The organism is Bacillus sp. 7705b, assembly GCF_002289525.1.
Classification (GTDB): domain Bacteria; phylum Bacillota; class Bacilli; order Bacillales; family Bacillaceae; genus Bacillus; species Bacillus halotolerans.
On sequence record NZ_NSDH01000051.1, the window covers coordinates 18,239 to 33,656 of the forward strand.

The 15,418-nt window shown below is 43.1% G+C and carries 16 protein-coding genes; 15 read left to right on the forward strand and 1 reads right to left on the reverse strand.

Annotated features, from left to right (window positions below; translation table 11 throughout):
* Window positions 1-202 precede the first annotated feature (202 nt).
* The 3 genes from ahpA (at window position 203) to rok (ending at window position 2,312) form a co-directional block, all read left to right on the forward strand.
* Complete coding sequence (gene ahpA / locus CJU60_RS19515) at window positions 203-745, forward strand: biofilm-specific peroxidase AhpA (RefSeq protein WP_010334066.1); 543 nt, start codon at window positions 203-205, stop codon at window positions 743-745.
* Between the two features lie 81 nt (window positions 746-826).
* Window positions 827-1,285 carry a thiol-disulfide oxidoreductase YkuV gene (ykuV, locus tag CJU60_RS19520; protein WP_024121229.1) on the forward strand — a complete coding sequence of 153 codons (459 nt, stop codon included), beginning with the start codon at window positions 827-829 and terminating at the stop codon, window positions 1,283-1,285.
* Window positions 1,286-1,736: 451 nt separating this feature from the next.
* Window positions 1,737-2,312, forward strand: a complete 576-nt coding sequence (rok, locus tag CJU60_RS19525; RefSeq protein WP_024121230.1) for a transcriptional regulator Rok — start codon at window positions 1,737-1,739, stop codon at window positions 2,310-2,312.
* A gap of 41 nt (window positions 2,313-2,353) precedes the next feature.
* On the opposite strand, the gene CJU60_RS19530 is transcribed toward rok, so the two are convergent.
* On the reverse strand, window positions 2,354-3,319 hold the full coding sequence (locus CJU60_RS19530) for a coiled-coil domain-containing protein (RefSeq protein WP_024121231.1): 966 nt from the start codon (window positions 3,317-3,319) through the stop codon (window positions 2,354-2,356).
* Window positions 3,320-3,451: 132 nt separating this feature from the next.
* Between CJU60_RS19530 and CJU60_RS19535 the strand changes: the two genes are divergently transcribed.
* The 12 genes from CJU60_RS19535 (at window position 3,452) to skiZ (ending at window position 15,273) form a co-directional block, all read left to right on the forward strand.
* A complete protein-coding gene (locus CJU60_RS19535; protein WP_095714703.1) occupies window positions 3,452-4,051 on the forward strand; it encodes a molybdenum cofactor guanylyltransferase in 600 nt (199 codons plus the stop codon).
* A gap of 51 nt (window positions 4,052-4,102) precedes the next feature.
* Window positions 4,103-5,122: a MoeB/ThiF family adenylyltransferase gene (locus tag CJU60_RS19540; RefSeq protein ID WP_095714704.1), complete on the forward strand. Its 1,020-nt coding sequence runs from the start codon at window positions 4,103-4,105 to the stop codon at window positions 5,120-5,122.
* Between the two features lie 17 nt (window positions 5,123-5,139).
* Entirely contained in the window at window positions 5,140-6,432 is a 1,293-nt protein-coding gene (locus tag CJU60_RS19545; RefSeq protein ID WP_010334072.1) for a molybdopterin molybdotransferase MoeA, read from the forward strand.
* On the forward strand, window positions 6,393-6,914 hold the full coding sequence (gene mobB / locus CJU60_RS19550; protein WP_095714705.1) for a molybdopterin-guanine dinucleotide biosynthesis protein B: 522 nt from the start codon (window positions 6,393-6,395) through the stop codon (window positions 6,912-6,914). Before CJU60_RS19545 ends, mobB begins: the two co-directional genes overlap by 40 nt.
* Window positions 6,914-7,387: a molybdenum cofactor biosynthesis protein MoaE gene (locus tag CJU60_RS19555; protein WP_095714706.1), complete on the forward strand. Its 474-nt coding sequence runs from the start codon at window positions 6,914-6,916 to the stop codon at window positions 7,385-7,387. The genes mobB and CJU60_RS19555 overlap by 1 nt, the downstream gene beginning before the upstream one ends.
* Window positions 7,380-7,613, forward strand: coding sequence for a molybdopterin converting factor subunit 1 (gene moaD / locus CJU60_RS19560; RefSeq protein ID WP_095714707.1), 234 nt, complete (start codon window positions 7,380-7,382; stop codon window positions 7,611-7,613). The genes CJU60_RS19555 and moaD overlap by 8 nt, the downstream gene beginning before the upstream one ends.
* Before the next feature lie 236 nt (window positions 7,614-7,849).
* The gene (locus CJU60_RS19565; protein ID WP_095714708.1) at window positions 7,850-9,607 is read left to right on the forward strand and encodes an ABC transporter ATP-binding protein; all 1,758 of its coding nucleotides are present in this window, start codon (window positions 7,850-7,852) and stop codon (window positions 9,605-9,607) included.
* A 10-nt stretch (window positions 9,608-9,617) separates the two neighbouring features.
* On the forward strand, window positions 9,618-11,432 hold the full coding sequence (locus CJU60_RS19570) for an ABC transporter ATP-binding protein (protein ID WP_095714709.1): 1,815 nt from the start codon (window positions 9,618-9,620) through the stop codon (window positions 11,430-11,432).
* A gap of 121 nt (window positions 11,433-11,553) precedes the next feature.
* Window positions 11,554-12,249: a YknW family membrane protein gene (yknW, locus tag CJU60_RS19575; protein ID WP_095714710.1), complete on the forward strand. Its 696-nt coding sequence runs from the start codon at window positions 11,554-11,556 to the stop codon at window positions 12,247-12,249.
* Window positions 12,250-12,253: 4 nt separating this feature from the next.
* The gene (locus CJU60_RS19580) at window positions 12,254-13,390 is read left to right on the forward strand and encodes an efflux RND transporter periplasmic adaptor subunit (protein ID WP_044156044.1); all 1,137 of its coding nucleotides are present in this window, start codon (window positions 12,254-12,256) and stop codon (window positions 13,388-13,390) included.
* The gene (locus CJU60_RS19585) at window positions 13,391-14,083 is read left to right on the forward strand and encodes an ABC transporter ATP-binding protein (protein WP_024121242.1); all 693 of its coding nucleotides are present in this window, start codon (window positions 13,391-13,393) and stop codon (window positions 14,081-14,083) included. It abuts the gene before it with no gap.
* Window positions 14,080-15,273, forward strand: a complete 1,194-nt coding sequence (gene skiZ / locus CJU60_RS19590) for a sporulation-delaying-protein transporter subunit SkiZ (RefSeq protein ID WP_095714711.1) — start codon at window positions 14,080-14,082, stop codon at window positions 15,271-15,273. The genes CJU60_RS19585 and skiZ overlap by 4 nt, the downstream gene beginning before the upstream one ends.
* The last annotated feature ends 145 nt before the right edge of the window (window positions 15,274-15,418 follow it).

Genomic DNA, 15,418 nt, shown 5'->3' on the forward strand with positions numbered 1-15,418 from the left:
TGTTTCCCTATACATGAACATGTTAAACTTTTTACCGTAAAATGTCGAAGGCAAAGACATGTATTCTTTGTTAAAAATTGACTGGGAAAATGCGGTTCGATATAATAGTCATTGTGAGGTTATTGACGAAATAAGGAATATTTTCCTTTATTTTCTTGTTCATCTGGCTTTTAAAGCCAAACTATCAATTGGAGGGATACATATGGCAGAACGTATGGTAGGTAAACAAGCTCCTCGTTTTGAAATGGAAGCAGTCCTTGCAAATAAGGAATTTGGCAAAGTAAGTCTTGAAGAAAACATGAAAAACGATAAATGGACGGTTCTTTTCTTCTATCCAATGGACTTTACTTTTGTCTGTCCGACAGAAATTACAGCGATGTCTGACCGTTATGACGAATTCGAAGATCTTGATGCTGAAGTGATCGGCGTTTCAACTGATACAATCCATACTCACTTGGCGTGGATCAACACAGACCGTAAAGAAAATGGTCTTGGTCAGCTGAAATATCCGCTTGCTGCTGATACTAACCATGAAGTATCCCGTGAATATGGCGTTTTAATTGAAGAAGAAGGCGTTGCACTTCGCGGATTGTTTATTATCAATCCTGAAGGCGAGCTACAATATCAAACGGTTTTCCATAACAACATCGGCCGTGACGTTGATGAAACGCTTCGAGTACTTCAAGCACTTCAAACAGGCGGACTATGCCCGGCTAACTGGAAACCAGGTCAAAAAACACTTTAATTCTTTTTGAGAACGAAAGAAAAAGGTCTAACAATTCGTTAGGCCTTTTTGACTCTTACTGCTCACTAGGAGGGAAAAGCGATGAAATTACGTCAGCCAATGCCTGAATTGACAGGAGAAAAAGCTTGGTTCAATGGTGAAGTAACAAAAGAACAACTGATTGGAGAAAAACCGACACTTATTCATTTCTGGTCCATCAGCTGCCACCTGTGCAAAGAAGCAATGCCGCAGGTGAATGAATTCCGTGACAAATATCAAGACAAGCTGAACGTTGTAGCTGTTCATATGCCTCGTTCCGAAGATGACCTGGATCTCGACAAAATCAAAGAAGTAGCTGCTGAACATGACATTACTCAGCCTATTTTTGTTGACAGCGACCATGCCTTAACCGACGCATTTGAAAACGAGTATGTGCCTGCGTACTATGTGTTTGATAAAACCGGACAGCTTCGTCATTTTCAAGCCGGCGGCAGCGGCATGAAAATGCTTGAAAAACGTGTGAACCGCGTTCTGGCTGAAACAGAACAAGAAGCTGAATAATTGTGCGCAAATTAAAAACCTGATCCTAATCAGGTTTTTTTATTTGCGCAAAAAAGGAAAAGAGTAAGAAGCTTATTTTTCCATATTTGGGTATAAGAAAAACGCTTTTTAATGATTTATCTTCTAAAAACGAGACCTAATTTCTTATGTTTTTCTGCATATTTAGATATTTTTCATATCCCTGCACGCGAAAATTGTAGATATTACACTAAATTTCATTAAAGAAGTAATTAAAAGATATATTTTCAACTTTATTCCAAATGACTGACATAAGCTCTTGAACCCTTGTGAATAAAGAGGTCTGTTAAAAAATAAAACATTTTCAGAAAATAAGGAATTTTTCATAGAGTAAATATAATAGTAAAATGCTAAAATAATAGTTGATAAAATTACTTTTGTAATCTAATATCTTAATTAAAGATGTTAATTCTGATAGGGGGTACATTGAGGAATGTTTAATGAAAGAGAAGCTTTGCGCTTGCGATTAGAACAATTAAATGAAGCTGAAGTAAAAGTCATTCGTGAATATCAAATTGAACGCGATAAAATATACGCAAAATTAAGAGAGCTGGACAGAAATGGAAGCACTTCCGAAACGAAAAAGGAGTTCCGTTCTGAAAGAAAAACTGACTCTCTGCCAGTTCTCGCCGAGCTTGCAGCTCAGGAAATCAGAAGCTATCAGCCGCCATCACAGCAGCAGTCCGCCCAGCCTCAGCTTCAATCTATTTCCTCTCTTCCTGCCGGTATACCAGATGGAGCGACTAGAAGAAGAAGAGGAACGGCAAGACCGGGATCTAAAGCAGCTAAACTGCGTGAAGCGGCTATTAAAACATTAAAACGCCACAACGCGGCAATTAAGAGCTCCGAACTTCAAAAAGAGATTGAAAAGGAAAGCGGTCTTGAAATCCCTAATATGACAACGTTTATGCAAAGTTTAATTAAAATGTATCCGGAAGTGAAAAAACCGTATCGCGGCCAGTACATTTTAGAGGGTGACATCGAATCAGCTGAATCAGCAACAGAATAAGCACACAGAAAAACTGCTTGGGAGCTCAAGCAGTTTTTTTATTATTGGGTTTTTTTCGGTGAAGGTTTGTTTTCTTTTTCAAGATTAAGCTTATACACCCATTTTTGATAAGGTTTTTCTTCGGCGGCACGGCTCTTCAGCTCTTCAATTTTATGGTTGATAAGCTGGTCAGATGATTGGGCTCTGGTCAGCTGTTTTTGAAGCTCATTTACTTGTTTTGTGACATCTTCAAGGATGGTCTCTACATGACTTGACGGTGCGTAAACGGTTTGAGCTTCTTCTGCCGTTTTTTCTTTCTGTTTCGCACCGCCATCAATATCGGCAAAATGAGAAGCAATCCAGGCATCACTTTCATCAAGCTGCCGTTTGTACGAAATAATAGTTTCTTGAAATAGTTTTTCTTTCGTTTTTTCTATTTCAAGCAGCCTTTCTTTCGTTTCTATGATTCGGTCTTTCATATGATCTATTTCTATTTTGATATGTTTTAGCTGGTATTCTTTTTCTATCATTTGCTCTTTCAAGCGTCCGTTTTCGGCTTTTATCGTTTCAGCTTGCTGCTTGGCTTGAAACAATTCGTTCTGTTCCCGCTGGATAGAGGTATTAAGATGAATAATTTGTTTATGCAAATTTTTATTTTCTTCCTCAATTTTGATTTTTTCGATATGAAGCTTATGTTTTTCTTCGATTTCGGTTTTGCGTTTGTAGGTTTCTGCGGAAAGAAGCTCCTGCAAGGTGACGATTTTATCGAGCAGTTCGGCTCTCATTTGATGCAGTGTATGGCTCGTATAGGAGGCGTGTTGTTCTTTCATTGACATTTGCTTTAGCTCAGCGGACAGCTGCTGAAGTTTTTCTTTCATATTGGTATTTTCTTTGAGCAGTTTGTTATTTTTCTGATGGAAGTAGCTTGCCTCAAGCTCGGAAATTAGTTTACGGCACCTTGACAGCTCTGATTTTAAATAAAGGTTCTCCTGTGACACGTCATGGAAAAAAGGACCTGTTCTTTTCAATCGAACCATCTCCCTCATGATGTTAACATTACAATATGCAAATACTGAACAGCTATTCCTCTTTAATAAACAGACAAGCATTGGCGTTGGGGCCTTGCTTTTGCTATGCTTTTGGTAACTAGAGGTGAGAGCATGAAACATATAAATGTACTTTTAGCAGGAGGAGCCTCACGCCGGTTTGGGGAGCCCAAGGCGTTTGTAAAATGGAGAGGCCGAATGTTTTACGAATGGGCTAAAAAGTCGCTGGGTGAGCAAGCGGTCATCATCAGCCGTCCCGAGTTTATCGATAGATTTCAAGAAAATGGCGAAACCGAAGTATATCAAGACGCGGAGCCGTTCCAGGGAATGGGCCCATTGGCTGGTATCTATACTGCTTTTGAAAAGACAGACGGTGACCTTTATACGATTCTATCCTGTGACACACCGTTAATACGTAGAAGGACGATGGCGGAACTCAGGCGCATGGTGACTGCCGATACGGACGCAGTCATCCCGATATCAGGCGGACGAGAGCAGCCATTGATAGCACTGTATCATAAAAGGATCATGCCTATTCTATATGAACAGCTATCCGAGAAAAAATTAAGAATATCAGATTTGTTAGACCGTATTTCAGTTCGTTACGTACAGGCAGAGGAAATCGCGGCAGTGCCGGAAGAGTTTATGAATATTAATACACGCGATGACTATAGGCGTTTGGAAGAATTCAAAACATTCTCCTGCTGGGACTGACGGGAGAAAAACATGGTATGATTGACATAAAAGATAAGGAGATCAGGTTTGATGGAGGAGCGTTATTCACGGCAAATCAGATTTAAGCAAATTGGAGAAGAGGGCCAGCAAAGACTGGCAGACAGCCGCGTGCTGATCGTAGGAGCAGGAGCGCTCGGAACAGCCGGAGCTGAAGGGCTTTCGAGAGCGGGAGTGGGAACCGTCACCATCATTGACCGTGATTATGTAGAATGGAGCAATCTGCAAAGGCAGCAGCTCTATACAGAAAGCGATGCAGAACTCCGCATGCCGAAAGCTATGGCTGCCAAAGAACATTTATCCGCTATAAACAGCGGCATACATATTGAGGCATATGTTACAGAGGGGACGGCTGAAACACTTGAACCGCTGATTGAAAAAGCGGATATTGTTATCGATGCGACAGATAATTTTGAAACACGTATGCTTATCAACGATCTAGCTCAGAAAACAAAGACACCGTGGATTTATGGCGCATGTGTAAGCAGTCAAGGGATGTTCATGACGATCATACCGGGGGAGACACCTTGTTTGTCTTGTTTGTTTGAACAAATTCCTGTCGGCGGAGCGACGTGCGATACAGCGGGGATTATTCCCCCTGCGGTCCATATGGTTTCAGCCTATCAGCAGGCAGAAGCACTGAAACTGTTAACGGGAAACATAGAAGCGATACAGCGCGGCTTTGTCACGTTTGATGTCTGGAACAATTCACATATGAAAATAAACGTTAGCGATGTACGAGTCGAAGATTGTCCGTCATGTGGCGCACACGCAGTTTATCCTTATCTTCAAGACTGGAACACGCCAAAAGCCGCTGTACTGTGCGGCCGTGATACGGTTCAAGTCAGATCAGAGTCATTAAAAAGAATACCGAAGCAGGAGCTCGTCAGTCGGCTGAAAACAATCGGCAAGGTAGAGGCCAATGCATTTTTGCTTCATATCTATTATGAACATTTTAGAATCGTCATTTTTAATGACGGACGGGCTCTGATTCACGGAACAAGTGATGTGAAAGAAGCCAATTCTGTGTTGGCAAGAGTAATCGGATTGTAACAACAGGAGGGTTCAGAATGCTGGAGAAAAGAACACCGATACCGGTAGATGAAGCTGTTCGGCGTGTTGGCCGATTTCAAAAACGAGGGGAAACAGAATGGGTGGCGCTTGAAAACAGCCTTCACCGATTTTTAGCTGAAGATGTAACGGCAGATCACCATGTGCCTGCATTTGACCGTTCGCCATATGACGGTTTTGCTGTCAGAGCATGCGATACGGCTGAAGCTTCACGCGAACACCCTGTCCGCTTTGAGGTCATTGACCATATCGGAGCAGGGGCTGTATCTGAGAAAGAACTTGCTGCGTTTCAGGCAGTGCGAATCATGACAGGTGCGCAAATTCCAAAAGGCGCGGATGCCGTGGTCATGATTGAGCTGACTCAAACCTTTGAAGAGAATGGTCAGCCGTTTATGTCCTTAAAACGCCGCTTCCACCCAGGGGACAATATTTCAAAAACAGGCGAAGATGCTCGAAAAGGGAGCGTTTTAGTCAGAAAGGGCACTCGAATTACCCCGGGAGTAACAGCTCTTCTGGCAACCTTTGGATACGCTTCTGTGCCTGTCGTGCGAAAGCCTGTTGTTGGGATCATCGCAACCGGCACAGAATTGCTGAATGTCAGTGACCCGCTGGAGCCGGGGAAAATCCGTAACAGCAACGCAAGTATGGTATATGCACAAGTCATTGAAGCGGGCGCTTCACCTCTTTACTTAGGGAAAATTTCCGATGATCTTGATCAAAGCTTTGCTGCGGTCAAAGAAGCAATGGAAAAGGTTGATTTTCTAATCACAACAGGCGGCGTGTCAGTTGGTGACTTTGACTTTTTGCCTGCAATCTATGAAAGACTCGGGGCGGAAGTGCTCTTTAATAAAGTTGCTATGCGTCCAGGAAGTGTAACGACTGTGGCTCATGCAAATGATATGCTGCTGTTTGGGCTGTCAGGTAACCCATCGGCATGCTATGTCGGTTTTGAACTGTTTGTAAAACCGATGATCCGGACATGGCTGCTTCATGATAAACCGCATCCCATTTGCGCAGAAGCAGTTTTGACTAAGGACTTTCCTAAGCCAAATCCTTTTACCCGATTTGTACGTGCTTATGTACACCATCAGGAAGGAAAGCTGTTAGCGGCTCCCGTTGGATTGGATAAGTCAAGCTCTGTCACTTCACTTGCAGAGGCGAATGCGTTTATCATCCTGCCGGGCGGTACGAGAGGTTACGAATCGGGCAGAGCGGTTCACGTGCTGCTGATCAGAGAAGAGAATGGAAGTGAGTGGCCTTGGTCCGTCCTTTCCCAATCGTCCAAATTGTAGGGTTCCAAAACAGCGGAAAAACAACGTTGATAGAGCGTATACTTAAAAAAGCCGCACAACAGGGGCTGCATGCAGGCTGCTTGAAGCATCACGGTCATGGCGGCGAACCGGAAGTATTCACTGAAGGAAAAGACACTGACCGTTACCAAGCCGCAGGAGCTGATATAACAGCAGTAGAAGGAGCAGGTGTTTTACAGCTTACGGCCCGCCGTAAATGGGATCTCCCGCAGCTGATCGAGTTATATCGCTTTCTCGATATGGATTGCCTGCTCATAGAAGGCTTTAAAAAAGCTCCTTATCCTAAAGTCGTTATAGTACGAGATAAGGATGATCTGGCCAAACTGCAGGCAGTAAATATAATCGCAATCATGTACAGAGAAAAAGAACAAGTGGCTTCGCACCAAGGATTACCCGTTTTTCACGCGGATGATCCAGCAGGAGTTGATTATGTGCTTTCACAGCTGAAGGGGGAATCTGTGTAATGGGTCGATTTGAGATCACGAAAACACCCATCGTTACTGAAGATATCATAAAAAAGGTAGAGAAACGGGAAGCTGGAGCTATTACCACGTTTATCGGGACGGTTCGGGAGTGGACAAACGGAAAAAAAACAATCAGGCTGGAATATGAGGCTTATGAACCGATGGCTGTGCAGATGCTGGCCCAAATCGGGGCTGAAATAGAAGAGAAATGGAAAGGTGCCTCAGCTGCTATCACACACCGGATCGGTGTACTGGATATCGGCGAAGCGGCAGTTGTCATCGCTGTGTCTTCCCCCCATCGAAAAGCTGCTTATGAAGCCAATGAGTATGCAATCGAACGCATTAAACAAATAGTGCCTATTTGGAAAAAAGAAATTTGGGAAGACGGAGAGCAATGGATTGGTGACCAGCTTGAGACAACAGCTTATCCGAATGGAAAACCAGATCTAAGTGAGGGAGAGCAGCATGATTAACATTCTTTTGTTTGCGGGACTTGCTGAAAAGGCCGGCACGTCAACGCTTGAAATTGATATGGAACAAGTAACAACCGATGATGTAAAAGCAGTATTAAAGGAACAATACGGACTTGAATCAATTGATACGGCTATGATTGCCGTAAATGAAAGCTACGTCAAAGAAAATACTTCTGTATCTTCCGGTGACACGGTGGCTGTTATTCCTCCTGTCAGCGGGGGATGAAAACTGGACGGCGATAAAGCCGTCCGGTTTTTGCGTTAGAAGCCATATCTCTCGTTTTTTGCATATCCTGCTCCTCATCCTGCATACAATGATTTTCTGTAAGCATTTATTTTACATAGTCCCACCATATAAAGTAAGAGACCATCTCCATCATTAGATTGAATTTTGGAAAAATAATAGAAATTTATTTCGGGAATCGATATAGTAAGGGTGAAAAAACTGGAAGGGTGCTGGATATGGAGACATTTAAAAGATTAAAATCATTTTATTGGCCGTACAGAAAGGTGTTTATGTGGTCGCTTCTGGCGATGTTTTTGATGACAGCGATAACGGTCGTTTATCCGATCATTCTGCAAATTACGATTGATGAGATCGTACTGGGGAGACAGTATCAGCTTGCAGTATGGGTCAGTCTGGGATTTATTGCGGTAATGGCTGTAAAAGGAACCGCCACTTTTTTTCATCAGTATTTAGGTGATATGTTTGGAATCAAATCTGTTTATCGGCTGAGAAATGGCCTGTATGGAAAACTGCAGAGGCTTTCTTTTTCTTACTATGACAATGCCAAAACAGGTGATTTGATGTCCAGGCTGACAGCCGATGTTGAGGGGCTTAGGTTTTTTTTATCCTATGGGCTTGCTGAGTTTATTCGATTCGGCTTGCTGGTTGCGATCAGCTTATCAGTCATGTTTTACTATTCGGTTCCTCTGACGTTGGTCACAATCGCTGCTTTGCCTTTTCTGGCGATCGCAGTATATCAATTTGACAAAAGAGTACACCCTGCCTTCCGAGGTATCAGAAAATCGTTTGCGAAGCTCAATACAAAGGTGCAGGAAAATATCAGCGGCATCAACACAGTTAAGTCACTATCAAGAGAAGATTTTCAAATCAGCGCCTTTAATAAGGCAAATGCGGCCTACAGAACAACATATTTACAAACGTCATTCATCTGGTCTGCGTATTTTCCGCTGATGGAATTTATCGGCAATATTTGTATTGTGGCTCTTCTTTCTTACGGCGGCTATTTGGTCATGCAAAATCAGCTGAATCCGGGTGAGCTTGTCGCTTTCTTCAGTCTTGTCAGTTATATGATGTGGCCGATCATGAACTTAGGTTTTGTGATTAATATGTTTTCTCAGGCAAAAGCCTCAGGAGAGCGTCTGTTAGACATTCTTGATGAAGAGGAAGACATTAAAGACCATGCTCATGCTTTACACCAGCCAAAGTTAACCGGAGATGTCTCATTCAAAGATGTGACTCTCGCATACAAAAATGAGCAAACGAACGCGCTTTCCAATGTAAGCTTTGAAGCCAACAGCGGAAAGATGATCGGACTTTTGGGCCCTACGGGATCTGGAAAAAGCTCAGTCACACAGCTCCTCACTAGATTTTACAGTCCGGCAGGCGGAATCATCACGATTGATCATAAACCTATCACAGATTATTCATTAAAAACCCTTCGCTCAAATATTGGAGTCGTACCTCAAGAATCATTCCTATTTTCATCTACTATTCGATCAAATATTTTATACGGGAAGCCGGATGCTTCGATGGAGGACGTTATAGCTGCGGCAAAAAGGGCTCAGGCTCACGAGTTTATTATGGAACTGCCTGACGGATATGACACCATGCTTGGAGAAAGGGGGATGGGGCTTTCAGGCGGCCAGAAGCAGCGGATTGCTATTGCCAGAGCCATCTGCTTAAATCCAAGCATTTTAATATTAGATGACGCTACAAGTGCAGTAGATATGCAAACGGAGCACAGCATACAGCTTGCGTTAAAAGATGTCATGAAAAACCGCACAACGTTTATCATCGCTCACCGCATTTCATCACTGAAACACGCAGATGAAATTCTCGTCTTCGATAAAGGCAGCATTCGTGAAAGAGGCACTCATCACGAGCTTCTTGCCAAAAACGGCTATTACAAAAAGATATACGATTTGCAATACCGGGATGCCAATATGATAAATGAGCCGCATCAGGTCGGTTAGGGAGGAACATATGAAACAAGCAAAAAAACAGGGGATTTTGGAGCGTTTCTATTATTCTTCAGATGAAATCATTGAAAAACCGTTTAACTGGGCTCAAATGTGGCGGCTGTTAAGCTATGTCAAACCGTACCGAAAAACAATTCTGCCGCTTTCTTTTCTCACCGTTTTGATTGGGACTGCTGTGAAGCTTGTCATTCCTATTCTGATCGGTGTTTATGTTCTCGATCAAGCCATTACAGCAAAGAATTCGGAATTGCTGATGCAGCTGATTATTTTGATCAGCGTTTTATACGCTGTTAATTATGCAGCCAATATGCTAAGGATCAGATGGATGAACCAGCTTGGCCAGCATGTCATTTACGATTTGCGCCAGCATTTATTTACCCATGTGCAGCGCTTGTCCCACCGATTTTTTGATCAGAGATCGGCAGGGTCTATTCTCGTCAGAATTATGAATGACATTAACTCCCTTCAGGAGCTTTTCACAAGCGGCGTGATTAACTTATTAACAGATTTATTGCTTTTGGCGGGAGTCGTCATCATTTTATTCACGCTGAGTCCTGAACTGACCATAGCCATCATGGTGACTTTGCCGATTATGTTTTTTATTTCAACAAGTCTCAGAAAAAAAATCCGCCGTTCATGGCAAACGGTGCGTCTGAAACAATCAAAGCTGAACTCCCATTTAAACGAAAGCATACAAGGTATCCGCGTAACGCAGGCTTTCACGCAGGAACAAGAAAACATGGCGTATTTTGACGGAGTCAATCAGGAGAACTATCAATCATGGCGGGAAGCAACAAGAAAAAATGCTGTGTTCCGTCCGCTGGTAGAAATGACAAATGCGATAGGAACGGCTGTATTAATATGGTATGGCGCCACACTCATCATGAACCAAACTATTACAATAGGTGTCTTCGTATCTTTCGCCTTCTATTTAGGCATGTTTTGGGAGCCTATTTCAAGATTAGGCCAGGTTTATAACCAATTGTTAATGGGGATGGCCTCGTCAGAGCGGATTTTCGAGTTTTTAGACGAACAGCCGAACGTCAAGGAAAAGCGGGATGCCATTCACAAGAAAAATATTAAAGGCCATATCATCTTTGAAGAGGTTGAATTTTCTTATGATGAAAAACGAAAAGCACTTCATGCCGTTTCCTTTTCTATTCCTGCAGGCTCGACACTTGCACTAGTCGGACACACGGGGAGCGGGAAAACAACGATTGCCAATTTAATCAGCCGATTTTATGATGCAACAGGAGGAACCATTAAAATAGACGGCACTCCGATAAAAGACCTGGCCATTGCCAGTTTACGCTCTCAAATCAGCATTGTGCTTCAAGATACGTTTATTTTCTCGGGAACGATTATGGAAAATATTCGTTTCGGAAGGCCGGATGCGTCAGACGAAGAAGTGATAAAAGCTGCTCAAGCAGTCGGAGCGGATGAGTTTATATCTGGTTTAGCAGAAGGATACGAAACAGAAGTGGAAGAAAGGGGCAGCGTACTATCCGCCGGTCAGCGCCAGCTCATTTCCTTCGCAAGAGCGCTGCTCGCAGATCCTGCTATTATCATTCTTGACGAAGCCACGGCAAGCATTGATACAGAGACAGAGGTCAAAATCCAGCAGGCTTTAAAAACTTTGCTGAAAGGCCGTACAGCCGTCATGATTGCCCATAGATTGTCCACGATCCGCGACGCCGACCATATCATCGTTCTTGATCACGGCAGGAAAATGGAAGAGGGCAGCCACGAACAGCTGCTTGCGAAAGGAGGTATTTATGCAGGACTGGTGAAAGCGCAATACAGCATAGCTGCCGAATAAAAGCCTTCAGTTTGAAAGTCTGAAGGCCTTTTGAATGATTTGGATATTTTTTAAAAAAATATGAAACTTTTTTTAGATTCTTTCGTATTATCAGCTAGATATGTTCAAGGAGGTTTTATATATGGAAGCAAATGTAGAAAAAAACGGCGGAGTGTCAACTGAAAAGCCATCCCTTTTTGGAGTGATCACAAGTCCTGGAACTCAATTTGAGAGAATAAGAGAAAGGCCGGTTGTATGGGGCCCGCTCTTGATTGTTGCGGCAATCATCATAGTTGGTGCTGTATTGCAGGGTCTCGGAACGGATTATGGCGAGCTTCTTAAAGCGACGGATACTGAAGGTTTATCGCCTGAGCAGATTTCAACTGTCGCCACTATTACCAAGTTTGGAGCAATGGCAGGTTCGATTCTCGGCGGAATTGCAGCTTTATTTATTGCACCTCTCATTTATTGGCTCTGTGTGAAAATATCAGGAGGCGTAACGACGTATAAGAAAATGCTTTCTCTCGGTCTGTTTGTCTCCTTAATCAGCAGCTTAGGATTATTGATCAACGGAATTGTTGCTTTTACAACTGACACAAGTTCACTTTACAGCATGACGTCACTTGCGGGAATTATTCCTTCAGACATGCCTTTAGCCAATGTATTAAATACATTTGAAATCTTCAGCATTTGGAGCTATGTATTATTAGCGATCGGTCTTCACAAAACGGGAGGCATCTCCAAAAAAGCAGGGTGGATATCCGTTATTATTCTTTTCGTCCTTTTGGTCGCATTTTCGTTTGTTTCAGGGGCGATAAACTCTGTGGCAGGTGCATAAATAGATGAAAAAAGTCTGGATTGGAATTGGGATTGCAGCATTAGTCGCTCTTTTTATAGGAATTAATATTTACCGGTCTGCCGCTCCGACAAGCGGCAGCGCCGGCCAGAAGGTCGAGACGGGCAGTCTAGAAGAAAAAAAGATATCGTCAACGGTTATGGTTCCAGGCACACTTAAATTTTCAAATGAACAATATGTGTTTTATGAAGCCGATAAAGGAACTTTGAACGACATTAAAGTAAAGGAAGGCGACAAAGTTAAAAAGGGTACGCCGTTAGTCACTTATACGAATGAGCAGCTTAGTCTGGAAAAAGAACAGAATCAATTGACCTCTGAATCGAACCGGCTGCAAATCGATCAGATTCAAGAAAAGCTACAAGCGTTGGACAGTAAAGAAAAAGAACTGACAAAACAGCTTGGAAAGAAAGAAGCAGAAAAACAAGTTGACTCTGAGCGCACAGAGCTTGAAATGCAGGAAAAAACGGCTCAAATTGAATTAAAGCAAACTGAACTTCAGCGGCAGTCGCTTGCCAATCAAGTGTCAGATCTTCAAGTGAAAAGCGAGATTGAAGGCACTGTGATTTCTGTCAACCAGGAAGCAGCATCAAAAAAGTCAGATATTCAAGAGCCCGTCATACATATCGGCAATCCTAAAGACCTTGTCGTTTCAGGAAAATTGTCTGAATACGATACACTTAAAGTCAAAAAAGGCCAAAAGGTCACACTCACTTCAGATGTCATTCAGGATAAAACATGGAAAGGTACAGTTTCAGCTGTCGGACTAGTACCGGATCAGCAGGATAACGCCGCGGCAGCAGCTGGCACAGATCAGGCGGTACAATACCCGCTTCAAGTCAAAATAAAAGGTGATCTTCCTGAAGGAAAGCCAGGTTTTAAATTCATTATGAATATAGAAACGGATAAGCGGAAAACCAATACGCTTCCTTCTAAGGCAGTTAAAAAAGAAGATGATCAATATTATGTGTATACAGTAAAGGACGGTAAAGCCAAGCGAGTCGACGTCAAAATCGGGGAAGTAACAGATGATGTAACGGAAATAAAAGAAGGAATTTCTAAGGATGATCAGGTCATTTTAAATCCTGCTGATGATTTGGCTGACGGAACGGAAGTGAAAGCATAAATGATTCAGCTTTCAAATGTGCGAAAAAGCTACCAGATCGGCAGAGAAACGTTTGATGTTCTTCATTCGATTGATTTGAACATCAATCAAGGGGAATACGTTTCGATCATGGGGCCGTCAGGATCGGGAAAATCAACGATTATGAATATTATCGGCTGTCTAGACCGTCCGACTTCCGGTATATATAAGCTGGACGGCGAAGACATCTCTTCTTATAAAGACAGAGAACTGGCCGCAGTCCGCAACAAATCCATCGGTTTTGTCTTTCAGCAATTCCAGCTTCTCCCGCGGCTGAACGCTAAAAAAAATGTCGAGCTGCCGATGATTTATTCCGGCATTGGAAAAAAAGAACGCCAAGAGAGAGCCGAAAGAGCCTTAGAAAAGGTCGGATTAGCCGATCGGATGCTTCATATGCCGAATGAGTTATCCGGCGGTCAGAAGCAGCGTGTGGCCATTGCGAGGGCAATCGTCAATGAACCAAAATTAATTTTGGCGGATGAACCGACTGGCGCGTTGGATACGAAAACAAGTGCAGCGATTATGGACCAATTTACAGCGTTAAACGACGAGGGAACAACGATTGTACTTGTCACCCACGAGCCGGAAGTTGCAGATTGCACGAACCGGGTCATTATGGTGCGAGACGGAGAAATTGTTCCTCCCGGCTCCGGACAAAGGAGCGTGGGGGAATGAGTCTGTTAGAAAACGTCAGAATGGCTTTGAGCTCTGTTCTTGCACATAAAATGCGTTCCATTTTAACGATGCTCGGAATCATAATTGGTGTTGGTTCTGTTATTGTCGTCGTTGCTGTAGGACAGGGCGGCGAGCAGATGCTTAAGCAGTCCATCAGCGGTCCGGGAAATACGGTGGAACTATACTACATGCCGAGTGACGAAGAGCTTGCAAGCAATCCGAACGCCGTAACGGAGTCAACTTTCACAGAAAACGATATTAGCGGATTAAAAGATATAGAAGGGATAAAACAAGTGGTTGCATCGACTTCTGAAAGCATGAAGGCGCGTTATCATGAGGAAGAAACCGATGTAACCATTAACGGAATCAACGACGGATATATGAATGTCAATTCCTTAGAAATAGAAAGCGGGAGAACCTTTACTGATAATGACTTTCTTGCGGGAAAAAGGGCGGGCATTATATCGCAAAAAATGGCAGAAGAGCTGTTTGATAAATCCTCTCCTCTCGGTGAAGTTGTCTGGGTAAACGGACAGCCTGTGGAAATTATCGGTGTGCTGAAGAAGGAAACAGGTTTGCTGTCTTTCGGACTAAGTGAAATGTATGTGCCGTTTAATATGATGAAATCGTCTTTCGGTACAAGTGACTTCAGTAATGTGTCATTGCAGGTCGAATCGGCTGATGATATAAAATCTATCGGAAAAGAAGCGGCACAGCTGGTGAATGACCATCATGGCACTGAGGATTCATATCAAGTCATGAACATGGAAGAGATTGCAGCAGGAATTGGAAAGATCACAACAATCATGACCACGATTATCGGCTCAATTGCAGGCATTTCGCTTGTAGTCGGCGGAATCGGTGTCATGAATATTATGCTCGTGTCAGTGACAGAACGAACGCGGGAAATTGGGATTCGGAAGTCTCTCGGAGCGACGAGAGGACAAATTCTGACCCAGTTTTTAATCGAATCAGTCGTATTAACGCTTATCGGCGGACTGATTGGGATCGGGATCGGATACGGAGGGGCCGCGCTGGTTTCTGCCATTGCCGGCTGGCCGTCATTAGTATCCTGGCAGGTCGTATGCGGAGGCGTGCTGTTCAGTATGCTTATTGGCGTTGTCTTTGGAATGCTTCCTGCAAATAAAGCTGCCAAGCTCGATCCGATTGAAGCGCTGCGTTACGAGTAACCTCATGCATATGCATGAGGTTTTTTTATGTTTGGTGCTTTTTACTATGAATATAAAAGACTTTTTACATTAAGATAAGAAGAAAAAGTCATACAATTGTCCTTATTTTTGTCGAATTTACAGTTTACAAACCCTATATACATAC